The following is a 9,915-nucleotide window of genomic DNA, read 5'->3' as shown; positions in this document are numbered from 1 at the left end:
CCGTTTACGACGGGTTGGTCGAGGCTGGACTGGCGGACGCCAATTCGGGTGAGATCACCGACATGATCACCTGCCCGGGGCTCGATTTCTGCGCGCTGGCCAATGCGCGCTCGATCCCGATTGCGCAGGACATTTCGCGCCGGTTTGCGGCGCCCGACCGGCAAAAGGAAATCGGCAAGCTCAAGATCAAGATTTCGGGCTGCATCAATGCCTGCGGGCATCACCATGTGGGCCATATCGGCATATTGGGCGTCGAAAAGAAGGGCACCGAGCTCTACCAGATCACCCTGGGCGGTGACGGCACTGAAGAGGCGGCAGTGGGCAAGATTTTGGGTCCGGGGTTCGTGGCCGAAGAGGTTCCGAACGCCATCGAGCGACTGGTCGATGCCTATATCGCCCAGCGCACGACCGAGGACGAGACGTTCATTTCAGCCTATCGGCGGCTGGGTGACGCACCGTTCAAGGAGGCGCTTTATGGCAATGGTTAGCTCCCTCATCAGTGCCGGCGAACCGAGGCCGGACAAGCTGCGCCAGCTCGGTATTCTCTCGCTCAACGGCATGTTCGACGAGATGGACGCCGAGGGCGTGCTGCGTCAGGCGGTCGAGGAATTGCTGCCGGGTGAGATTGCCATGGTGTCCTCGTTTGGGGCGGATTCGGCGGTGCTTTTGCATCTGGTGTCCAAGGTCGATCAGAAGCTGCCGGTCTATTTTCTCGAGACGGGCAAGCATTTTGCCGAGACGCTCGATTATGTGGAAACGTTGAAAGCGCGGTTCGGGCTGACCAATGTGATTACGCTCTATCCCGACAGCGCTGACATCAAACGGTTCGATCCCGATGGGACGCTATGGGAGAATGATCCGGATTCGTGCTGTCATATCCGCAAGACCGAACCGCTCGAAAAGGTGCTAGAGGGTTATGGTGGCTGGGTGACCGGGCGCAAGCGGTTCCAGACCGCCGAGCGGGGCGTGCTGCCGCATTTCGAGCTCACCAGCGACGATCGCATCAAGGTCAATCCATTGGCCTACTTTACCCATGAGGACATTGATGCGTACAAGGCGGCCCATGGGCTGCCCGAGCATCCGCTGTTCGAGCGCGGGTACAAGTCCATAGGCTGTGCTCCGTGCACCAGCGCCGTGGCGGAAGGGGAGGATCCCCGGGCCGGCCGTTGGCGCGGGCGCGACAAGCGTGAGTGCGGCATTCATTTCGATTTCAATGGGAGCATCGCGAAACCGGTGAGCCAATCTTCTTTGACTCTCTATAAGGACGGTGCGTTCAGGGCCGATCCCTGGCGCGTGTGGGCCGATGGCGATGTGGCGGCCGATGTGCGCTATACCCATGTGCCGTTGACCGTTTTCGTGGAAAACCGAGACGTGTTTCTGGCCAGCCCGCACCCCATCGGGTTGCTGGTGAGCCCGGGCGAAAAGGTCGAGGACGTGGCGGACGATCTGGGGCGGTTTTCCTCGATTGCCATCAACTTCCCGGCCTTTACGGACGGACGGGGCTATTCGAGCGCGCGGCTGTTGCGCGAGCGCTATGGGTATGAGGGCGAGTTGCGGGCGGTGGGCGATATCCTGACCGACCAGATCCCCTTCATGCGCCGCTGCGGGATCGATGCGTTCGTTGTGACGAACGGGCCGACGCGGGCGGCGCTGGAAAAGGATGCGCTGGCCGAGGTGTCGCGCTATTACCAGCCCGTGGGCGCGCGCGTCGAAATTCCAGCCGGCACGCGGCCGTTTCTGAGGCGGCCAGCCGAGTGATCCATACTTGACAGTTCGCGTCATATATATATTCCAAGCGCGAACTTGCTAATTCCAACGACCAGGACTCCTTTATCCATGAGCGGAAATGAAATCGTCACCGATGTCGTGATTATTGGCGCGGGCCCGGTGGGCCTGTTTGCCGTGTTCGAATTGGGTCTGGTCGACCTCAAATGCCATGTGATCGATATTCTGGATCGAGCAGGCGGGCAGTGCGCCGAGCTTTATCCCGAAAAGCCGATCTACGACATTCCCGCCTTTCCCGAGATTTCGGGGCAGGGGCTGACCGACAATCTGATGAAGCAGATCGCGCCCTTCGGGGCCGAGTTCCATTTCTCCCAGATGGTCAAATCGGTGGAAAAGCTCGAGGACGGCTCGTTCCGGCTGACCACGGACGCCGACGAGGTGTTCCTGACCAAGGTCGTGGTGATCGCGGCGGGCGGTGGTTCGTTCCAGCCCAAGCGGCCGCCTGTCGAGAATGTCGAGGAATACGAAGGCAAATCGGTATTTTACGCCGTGCGCAAGATGGACGATTTCCGCGATCAGGACATCCTTATCGTGGGCGGCGGGGATTCGGCGCTCGACTGGACGCTGAACCTCGAGCCGCTGGCGCGGTCCTTGACTCTTGTGCACCGCCGCGACCAGTTCCGCGGCCATGCCGACAGCGTCAACAAGATGCGGGCGCTGGTCGAAGAGGGGCGGATCAATTTCATCACCGGCCAGCTCGGTCGCCTCGAAGGCGAGAACGGGCAGTTGAGCGAAGTCTATCTCAAGACTGCCGGTGGCGAGCTTGGGGTGCCCGCGACGCGGCTGCTGCCGTTCTTTGGCTTGACCATGAAGCTGGGGCCGGTCGCCGACTGGGGGCTGGATCTGCACGACAACGCGCTGGTCAAGGTCGATACCGAAAAGTTCGAAACCAGCGAAAAGGGCATTTTCGCGATCGGCGATATCAACTGGTATCCGGGGAAATTGAAGCTGATCCTTTCGGGATTCCATGAAGGCGCGCTGATGGCGCAGGCGGCCAAAAAGATCGTGCATCCCGATCAGAAGGTGGTTTTCCAGTACACGACCTCGTCCACCCAACTCCAGAAGAAACTCGGCGTGGCTTGACCGGGATGGTCTGCAAATGGCAATGACCTGCGCTTCCGGTGCTCACGTATTTTTAATACGCTCCGCTCCGGTTCTCGGGCATCACCATTTTCGACTCATCCGGGCCAAGCCAGGGACCTAACGACCTCACGCGAACAGGACCTCACAATGCAGATCTACGTCACCGACCAGGATGGGACCGAACACGAACTCGAAGCCCTCGAGGGCTGGCGGGTGATGGAAGTGATCCGGGACTGGGGGCTCAACATCAAGGCCGAGTGTGGCGGTTCGTGCTCGTGCGCGACCTGCCATGTGTTTGTCGATGCCGAATGGCAGGACAAGCTCACCCCGCCGACCGACGAGGAAGAGGACATGCTCGATTCGGTGCCTGACTACGAGGCCAATTCGCGGCTGTCGTGCCAGATCCTGATGAGCGAGGAGTTGGACGGGTTGCGGGTGAGGCTTGCGGACTCGGCCAAGCAGGACGAAGCGGCCTAGAAAATCGAAGACAACTGGTCCTTTGCTGTTGTGGCGCGCGGGTGTATGAGCGGGTCCTGAGCCAAGATCGACTGCCCGAGTGCCTGCCATGACCCTTCTCGACTATCTCCCCTATGCCATCGCATTGGCGATTGCCGCTGCCATTCCCGGACCGGGTATTGCCGCGGCGGTGGGCAAGGCGCTCGGATCGGGCTTTCGCCCGGCGGTGTGGTTCGGCACCGGGCTGGTGCTGGGCGATCTGACCTATCTCACGCTGGCCGTTCTGGGGCTGGCGGCGGTCGCGGCGGCCTTTTCGGGGATATTCGTTGTCGTCAAGGTGCTCGGCGCGGCCTATCTCGCCTATCTGGCGTGGAGCTTCTGGCGGGCCGGCATCGATCCTGAAAAGATCCAGGCCGGCAAGGGCAATGGCGCTCTGGCCTCGATGCTGGGCGGCTATTCGGTGACGCTGGGCAACCCCAAGACCATCATTTTCTACATGGCGCTGCTGCCCACCGTTGTCGATCTGGGGGCCGTTACGCCCGAGCGGTTTGCGGGGCTGATGGTCACCACCATCGTCGTGCTCTATCTGGTTGTCGTGCCGTATGTGGCGCTGGCCGCCAAGGCGCGCGATTTCCTGCGCAATCCACGGGCGCTCAAAGCGCTCAATCGCGGCGCGGCGGGCGCAATGGCGGGCGCGGCCGCCTATATCGTGCTCAAGCCCTAAGGACTGGCGGTCCTGAAACTTAAATATGTTAATGGTCGGGACCCGGCTTCGTGGCGAAATCGGGCGGTTTTCGGCGCCGCTCGACGCGCCCGAAAAGCAATGTGAACAGGCGCGTCATTTTATGACGAAAAACTCACATCTCTAATCTGGAAATCGGCTCGCGAACGCCTATCTCTTGTCTTGTCCCCAAAGAGGGACGTCAAGAAAAGGATACTTAAAAATGAAGCTCAAAGCCCTTCTCGCCTCCGTCGCAGTTGTTGCCGGTCTTGCCGCTCCCGCCATGGCCGCAAACATCGGTACGGTCTCGGTTTCCGACGCGGACTGGACATACGTGACCGATTACTGTGACTCCCTTGATGGCCTTTCGGTCTCCGACGCTTTCGATTTCAGCCCGTCGACGACCGCTGAACTTTCCACCGCAAGCGTTCAGCTGAGCTCGATCACCCAGAGCGACTGTGAAAAAGCCGGTCTGATCTGATCGATAAAACCATTGCCAGATGCGACAAGGGTGGCTCCATGGAGCCGCCCTTTTTGTTGCGCGCAGCTCGGCCCTGGCCTGGCAATGCCACCAAATGATCAAATTTGGAATCGCAACCCGGCGCGGGGTCTCTGCATTGTTTCACCAACGCCGACCTGCCGGCTTCGAATAATTGGATGAACGGCAGGTAAAGCGTTGTTTCATCGGTTGGATTTACTGCAACCGATCAAAGAACCAATGGAGAAAACCATGAAACGCACTGCTCTTTTTGCTTCGATCGCTCTTGCTGCCGGCCTCGCCGCTCCCGCCATGGCCCAGGAAATCGGTGGCGTTACCGTCAGCGCCGAAGATTGGGTCTATGTGGAGGACTATTGCGAAACGCTCGAGGAACCGCTTGCCGAAGCCGCTGACGAATCCCCCAACTCGGCTGAAGAGCTCTCGACGTCCTCGATCGATCTTTCGACGCTGACGCGCGACGATTGTGCCGAGGCAGGTCTGATCGATGTTCCCGTTCCGGGAGAAACGGCGGACGACGAAATGGACAATGGTGACGCAGGTGAAGAAGACGCCGAATAACAGCGGCTCCTTTTCAAGCCTTTTGGGGCGGCGCTTCGGCGCTGCCCTTTATTTTGTCTTGCCCTCGGTGGCGACCTTGCCAAGATCGGCCACGAAGTCCGAGACGACGGGCGATGTCCGGGCCGCAAAGGGCAGGGGGCGAACGAGCTTGATCGCCGCGATGCCCACCCGCACGGTCATCAGCCCGTTCAGAACGCCTTCGCCCAGACGCGCTGAAAGTTTGGCAGCCACGCCATGGCCGATCAATTGCTCGACGACTCCATCGGTCAAGACCAGCCCACCGGTGACCGCGAGGTGGGCAATGATGGCCCCTATCAAACGGATAAAGCCGAAAAAGCCCGGACGCGCGCCGTAAAGATCGGCCAGATTGCGGGCGAGGCGAAAGCTTTCGAACACGACGAATGCGATATCGATCAGGGCGCGCGGGGCGACGGCGGTGACCAGAGCGACGCGGCGGGCGCTCGATGCGGTGAGCGCACGGGCGCGCGCATCGAGGGGCGTCATGAGCGCGCGTTCGGCGGTGTGGATCAACTCGGCACCGTCGAGGATCGAGGCGGTATCGGTTTTGAGCCCGGTGCGGGCGCGGGCCAGATCGGCGCGCTCGGCGTAGAGCCCATCAAGTTCGGCAACGATTTTCCGGGCGGCGGGCAGGTCATCGGCGATCAGGGCCGCCGAGGCCTTGTCGCGCAGGCGGTCCATGGTGCGCAGACGGGCCAGACCGATGATTTCGCGGATGGTGAGGACGACCAGGGCGAGGGCAAAGATCGCCAAAACGCCCAGCCCGAACCAGCCCAGCCAATCGTAGGCCGCAAACAGGTCGCGGATCAGCCGGTCGGCGGCCAGCCCCAGGCCAAGGGAGATCAGGGTGCCGCCGGTCCATAGCGCCAGATTGCGCCAGAAGCGGCCGCGGCGTTTGGGCGGCGGGGCCACATCGGTATCGGCGAGGTCCTGGGGCGTGGCTTCGAAGACGTCGGGGGCCGGCTCGGCCAGCGCGGTTTCAAAGGCGCGCGGGGCGCGGGCCGCCTGTTCATCGGCACGGGTTTGGGTGGGGATGGCGCGGGGCTCTCTCATGCCATCTTGTCCCCGATCAGGAAATCCAGCGCGCGGTCGAGGCGGATATGGGGAAACACGGGATCACCGGTCTGGCTCGGGGAAAGGGTTTTGGGCGGCAGGAAGCGCAGGAAGTTCAGTTGAGGTGTTGAATCAACCGATTTGAAAAGTGAATCGGGGTTTTCGGGCAAGTCACCGGGAAACAAGGCGATTTCGGTTTTTCCATCATAGGTGGTTTCGCCGAGGCGCTGGCCGTTTTCGGGGGTGCCGATGATGGTGGGCAGCGTTTCGCCTCCATGTTTGACGCTGCCCTCGTGGGTGGCGCGGATGGCGGCGATGGCCAGTGAGCGCGTCTCGGCGCCGTGGAATTTGGCGCGGCGCGAGGCGTTGGCGACGAGGCGGTTGAGGATGGTTTCCAGCCGCGCGTGGGAGGTGTGGTGCAAGAGGTCGGCCTTGGTGGCGGCAAACAGGATGCGGTCGATCTTGCGGGTGAACAGCCGCGAAATGGGGTTGGACGACCCTTGCCGGAAGCAGGAGAGCACCGAGGTGAGCGCCGTTTCCAGATCGGCCACAGCTTCGGGGCCGGCGTTGAGCGCGCGCAGGGCATCGACAAGCACGATCTGGCGGTCGAGGCGGGCGAAATGGTCGCGAAAGAAGGGGCGGACGACGACAGACTTATACGCCTCGTAGCGGCGCTCGAGCATTGCATAAAGGCTCGAATGGCGCGTTGTCGATGCCGGGGCCGGTAGGGGCGCGAAGGTGAGGGCCGGGGAGCCCTCGAGATCGCCGGGCATCAGAAAACGCCCCGGCGGGAGCGTGGAGAGCGCGCGGGCATCGCCCTTGGAGGCGCGCAGATAGGCGGTGAAGGCGGTGGCGAGGGTTTCGGCAGCGGCGTCATCGGCCTCGCGGGAGGGATCGAACGATCCCAGGGCATCGAGGAAGGGTTTTGCGTCTTCGGCGCGGGCCGGGCGCCGGGCAAGCGCCAGGGCCTCCTCGCTCCATTCGGCGTAGGATTTGGTCAGAAGCGGCAGGTCGAGCAGCCATTCGCCGGGATAATCGACGATGTCGAGATTAAGGGTCGAGGTGCCGAACTGCGATTTGATCCAGCTTGCCGACTGATAGCGCAGGGTGAGGCGCAGTTGGGAGATGCGGCGCGTGCTTTCGGGCCAGACCGGGGGCGTGCCCATCAGCGCGGCAAGGTGGTTTTCATAGGCGAAACGGGGCGTGGCGTTGTCGGGGTGTTCGGCCAGCCGAGCGCCGATCAGCCGGCCTTCGGCCATGGGCGCAAAACCGGGCAGGCGCGCGCCGGTCAAAAGGTTATGGATGAGCGCGGTGATGAAGATGGTCTTGCCGGCCCGCGACAGGCCGGTGACGCCCAGCCGCAGGGTTGGGGTGACGGTTCCGGTCGCCGCATCGGCGAGATTGCCGAGCGCAATGCCCAGTTCGTCGGCGATGGTGGTGGGCAGGCTGGGCAAGAACTCAAACTCCGATTACGCCCGAACAAGGTAGGGGGAGAACGGCAGAATGCAAGGGAGGTGTTGGCGCGATATCGATTGGTCCTTGCCCTTGGGGCTGGTCTGGATTATCGATGCGCCGTCTTTGATCTTCGCCGATTGAAGGCTTTGGCCCGGTCGGAGATTCCACCTCCTGGCCGGGTCATTCATTTTTTGCACAGCATGGTGACCCTGATGGCCTATACCCCACGCCGACCGACCAGCGGCAAGGAGCGCGCCGAAGCGCTGTTCAGGGCCGCGACCACAAGGCCCGAAGACCCCAAGCCGAAAACCAACGCCATCCCGACCGGCAAGGAGCTGGTCTCGCTGCGCATCGACCGCGATGTGCTGGCCCATTTCCAGGATGACGGGCCGGGCTGGCAGGAGCGGATCAACGCGGCGCTGAGGGTGGCTGCGGGGCTGGAGTGAGCAGTGGGCGCGGCATCGTGCCCAAACGCCCCTGTGTCAAGCCACCGGCATTTTCTCAAACGATTGCAATCCCGGATCGATCGTGTCCCATGCGTGGCCGCGTATGCTGTAGGTGAGCGCTTGCGGAGTGAACTGGCCGGGGTCGTCGAGGCTGGCGGCGTGGATCGCGATCAAGTCAGGCATGGCGGTGAAGGTCAGGTAAACCGGCGCTCCGCAGGTCGGGCAGAAGGCGTGAATCTTGTCGTGCCCGCTGTCCGCCGTTACACGCCACTCTGACACCTCACCGGTGATTTTTACCTCGGCGCGGTGCGGAAAGCTCAGATAGGAGCCGTGTCCGGTGCCGCTTCGCTTTTGGCAATCGATACATTGGCAGTGGTTCTGAAAAATAGGATCGCTGCCCGTTTCATAACGGATCGCGCCGCATGCGCATCCGCCCTTGTAGGATCTGGCCATTTGTGGGTCCTCGGGAATTGACGCCGCGCGGGATCAGGCCGCTTTGGGCCTGGCGAAAATGTCGAGCCCGCGCCCGGTTTCAAGGAAGGATTTGAGGCTGGAAAGCACGACCGGCCAGCCCTTGCTGATCCCGGCTTCCATGCCGCTGCCGGCAATCAGTTCGTCATGGCTGACGGTGAGGCGGACCATGTCCTCATATTCCTCGATGGTGAAGGTTACGCGGCTGTGGGCGTCGGGGTCGTCGGCCTGCGAGGCGTTGGCCCAGGTGATGACCAGATGGGCGGGCGGGGCGATCTCGACGACCTCGCCGACGAGTTCGACCGTCCGTTCGTCATTGGCGCGGATGTGCTGCCATTGGGCGCCGGGGGTCCAGTCCGAGACGTTTTCGTGGCCCCAGTAGCGCCGGGCGATGTCGGGGCGGGTGATGGCTTCGAACACTTTTTGCGGGGTCGAGGCGATGTAGGTGACATAGACAAAGCTGGTGCGTTCGGCGGTCATTCTTTCTCTCCTTCGAGTTCGGTCTTGAGCTGGTAAAGCAGGCTCAGGCGCTGGTGCTCGAACTTGCGGACCCAGCGCTCGTAAACGTCGTGAAGCGGCACGGGATTGATGAAGTGAAGTTTTTCCCGGCCGCGTTTGACTGTGGAGATGAGATTGGCCGCTTCGAGAATATCGAGGTGCTGGGTGGCGGACTGACGGGTCATATCCAGCCCTTCGATGAGCTGGCTGAGCGTGCGTCCGTTGTTTTCATAAAGCAGGTCGAGAAGTTTCCTGCGGGTCGGGTCGCCCAGCGCCCTGAATACCTTGTCGTCGTCCATTGGCCTCATTTCCGTCTGGAGAGATAATATGCAGGTATTTGACTGCATATCAAGATGCAAAACGAATGCGCGCGGGTTTTATGCCGCGCGCTTGTCTTTTCCGTCGGTGTCAGTCGATCAGTCTACCACTCGCCCGTGCCGACCTTGTCGAGATCGTAGGGTGTTGTCTGGTAGATCTCGTTGATCCAGTTCTGGAACAGAAGGTGCGCGTGGCTGCGCCAGCGGTTTTCGGGCATTCTGGCCGGATCGTTGTCGGGGAACAGGTCCACGGGCATCGGGGTTTCGAGTCCGGCCTCGATGTCGCGGTGGTATTCGTCGGCCAGCGATGTGTTGTCGTATTCGAGGTGGTTGAGCATGTAGGCGGCGCGGTATTTGCGGTCGTCGAGCATGCAGATGCCCACTTCGTCGCTGTCGATGAGGATATCGAGATCGGGCGAAAGGCTTTTGCGGTCGATGTCGTTGTAGCGCGACACAGGCACGGCCAGATCGTCGGAAAAGCCGCGCAGGAAGGGGTGGCGGGTGTCGAGCACCTTGTGGCGATAGACCCCGAACGCCTTGTGGTCCATGCGATAG

Annotated in this window: 13 protein-coding genes and 1 pseudogene; 8 read left to right on the top strand and 6 right to left on the bottom strand. The window is 61.8% G+C overall.

Features of this window, described 5'->3' with window-relative positions; all coding sequences use genetic code 11:
• The 7 genes and pseudogenes from AACZ55_RS13975 to AACZ55_RS13945 all read left to right on the top strand — a co-directional run.
• A pseudogene (locus AACZ55_RS13975) lies at positions 1-488 on the top strand (nitrite/sulfite reductase); the annotation flags it as partial.
• Positions 475-1,758, top strand: coding sequence for a phosphoadenylyl-sulfate reductase (locus tag AACZ55_RS13970; RefSeq protein ID WP_339647065.1), 1,284 nt, complete (start codon positions 475-477; stop codon positions 1,756-1,758). The pseudogene AACZ55_RS13975 and the gene AACZ55_RS13970, both read left to right, overlap by 14 nt.
• Before the next feature lie 78 nt (positions 1,759-1,836).
• Positions 1,837-2,868: an NAD(P)/FAD-dependent oxidoreductase gene (locus AACZ55_RS13965; RefSeq protein ID WP_339647062.1), complete on the top strand. Its 1,032-nt coding sequence runs from the start codon at positions 1,837-1,839 to the stop codon at positions 2,866-2,868.
• A 147-nt stretch (positions 2,869-3,015) separates the two neighbouring features.
• Positions 3,016-3,345 carry a 2Fe-2S iron-sulfur cluster-binding protein gene (locus AACZ55_RS13960; protein ID WP_338610073.1) on the top strand — a complete coding sequence of 110 codons (330 nt, stop codon included), beginning with the start codon at positions 3,016-3,018 and terminating at the stop codon, positions 3,343-3,345.
• A gap of 88 nt (positions 3,346-3,433) precedes the next feature.
• Positions 3,434-4,048: a LysE family translocator gene (locus AACZ55_RS13955; RefSeq protein WP_339647060.1), complete on the top strand. Its 615-nt coding sequence runs from the start codon at positions 3,434-3,436 to the stop codon at positions 4,046-4,048.
• Between the two features lie 220 nt (positions 4,049-4,268).
• Positions 4,269-4,526, top strand: a complete 258-nt coding sequence (locus AACZ55_RS13950) for a hypothetical protein (protein WP_338610077.1) — start codon at positions 4,269-4,271, stop codon at positions 4,524-4,526.
• A gap of 249 nt (positions 4,527-4,775) precedes the next feature.
• A complete protein-coding gene (locus AACZ55_RS13945) occupies positions 4,776-5,102 on the top strand; it encodes a hypothetical protein (RefSeq protein ID WP_339647057.1) in 327 nt (108 codons plus the stop codon).
• A 48-nt stretch (positions 5,103-5,150) separates the two neighbouring features.
• On the opposite strand, the gene AACZ55_RS13940 is transcribed toward AACZ55_RS13945, so the two are convergent.
• Both AACZ55_RS13940 and AACZ55_RS13935 read right to left on the bottom strand, forming a co-directional pair.
• Complete coding sequence (locus AACZ55_RS13940) at positions 5,151-6,173, bottom strand: TIGR01620 family protein (RefSeq protein WP_339647054.1); 1,023 nt, start codon at positions 6,171-6,173, stop codon at positions 5,151-5,153.
• Positions 6,170-7,627, bottom strand: a complete 1,458-nt coding sequence (locus AACZ55_RS13935) for a YcjX family protein (protein ID WP_339647051.1) — start codon at positions 7,625-7,627, stop codon at positions 6,170-6,172. The genes AACZ55_RS13940 and AACZ55_RS13935 overlap by 4 nt, the downstream gene beginning before the upstream one ends.
• A gap of 213 nt (positions 7,628-7,840) precedes the next feature.
• On the opposite strand from AACZ55_RS13935, the gene AACZ55_RS13930 reads away from it, so the two are divergent.
• Positions 7,841-8,074, top strand: a complete 234-nt coding sequence (locus AACZ55_RS13930; protein WP_339647048.1) for a BrnA antitoxin family protein — start codon at positions 7,841-7,843, stop codon at positions 8,072-8,074.
• Between the two features lie 36 nt (positions 8,075-8,110).
• Here AACZ55_RS13930 and AACZ55_RS13925 read toward each other — a convergent pair whose 3' ends face one another.
• The 4 genes from AACZ55_RS13925 to AACZ55_RS13910 all read right to left on the bottom strand — a co-directional run.
• Positions 8,111-8,527: a GFA family protein gene (locus tag AACZ55_RS13925; protein ID WP_339647045.1), complete on the bottom strand. Its 417-nt coding sequence runs from the start codon at positions 8,525-8,527 to the stop codon at positions 8,111-8,113.
• A gap of 33 nt (positions 8,528-8,560) precedes the next feature.
• Entirely contained in the window at positions 8,561-9,025 is a 465-nt protein-coding gene (locus AACZ55_RS13920; RefSeq protein WP_339647042.1) for an SRPBCC family protein, read from the bottom strand.
• Positions 9,022-9,342: a helix-turn-helix domain-containing protein gene (locus AACZ55_RS13915; protein ID WP_338610091.1), complete on the bottom strand. Its 321-nt coding sequence runs from the start codon at positions 9,340-9,342 to the stop codon at positions 9,022-9,024. The genes AACZ55_RS13920 and AACZ55_RS13915 overlap by 4 nt, the downstream gene beginning before the upstream one ends.
• Positions 9,343-9,464: 122 nt before the next feature.
• The coding region (locus AACZ55_RS13910) for a homoserine O-succinyltransferase (protein ID WP_339647039.1) at positions 9,465-9,915 on the bottom strand (451 nt) is incomplete at its 5' end.

The organism is uncultured Pelagibacterium sp., from assembly GCF_963972885.1.
GTDB lineage: Bacteria > Pseudomonadota > Alphaproteobacteria > Rhizobiales > Devosiaceae > Pelagibacterium > Pelagibacterium nitratireducens.
The sequence above is the reverse complement of the archived record's forward strand: the minus strand, read 5'-3'. Positions and strand labels throughout refer to the sequence as shown.

Coding starts and splice junctions, on each gene's coding strand:
- AACZ55_RS13970 (WP_339647065.1), top strand. CDS start 475: ATGGCAATGGTTAGCTCCCTCATCAGTGCCGGCGAACCGAGGCCGGAC.
- AACZ55_RS13965 (WP_339647062.1), top strand. CDS start 1,837: ATGAGCGGAAATGAAATCGTCACCGATGTCGTGATTATTGGCGCGGGC.
- AACZ55_RS13960 (WP_338610073.1), top strand. CDS start 3,016: ATGCAGATCTACGTCACCGACCAGGATGGGACCGAACACGAACTCGAA.
- AACZ55_RS13955 (WP_339647060.1), top strand. CDS start 3,434: ATGACCCTTCTCGACTATCTCCCCTATGCCATCGCATTGGCGATTGCC.
- AACZ55_RS13950 (WP_338610077.1), top strand. CDS start 4,269: ATGAAGCTCAAAGCCCTTCTCGCCTCCGTCGCAGTTGTTGCCGGTCTT.
- AACZ55_RS13945 (WP_339647057.1), top strand. CDS start 4,776: ATGAAACGCACTGCTCTTTTTGCTTCGATCGCTCTTGCTGCCGGCCTC.
- AACZ55_RS13940 (WP_339647054.1), bottom strand. CDS start 6,173: ATGAGAGAGCCCCGCGCCATCCCCACCCAAACCCGTGCCGATGAACAG.
- AACZ55_RS13930 (WP_339647048.1), top strand. CDS start 7,841: ATGGCCTATACCCCACGCCGACCGACCAGCGGCAAGGAGCGCGCCGAA.
- AACZ55_RS13925 (WP_339647045.1), bottom strand. CDS start 8,527: ATGGCCAGATCCTACAAGGGCGGATGCGCATGCGGCGCGATCCGTTAT.
- AACZ55_RS13920 (WP_339647042.1), bottom strand. CDS start 9,025: ATGACCGCCGAACGCACCAGCTTTGTCTATGTCACCTACATCGCCTCG.
- AACZ55_RS13915 (WP_338610091.1), bottom strand. CDS start 9,342: ATGGACGACGACAAGGTATTCAGGGCGCTGGGCGACCCGACCCGCAGG.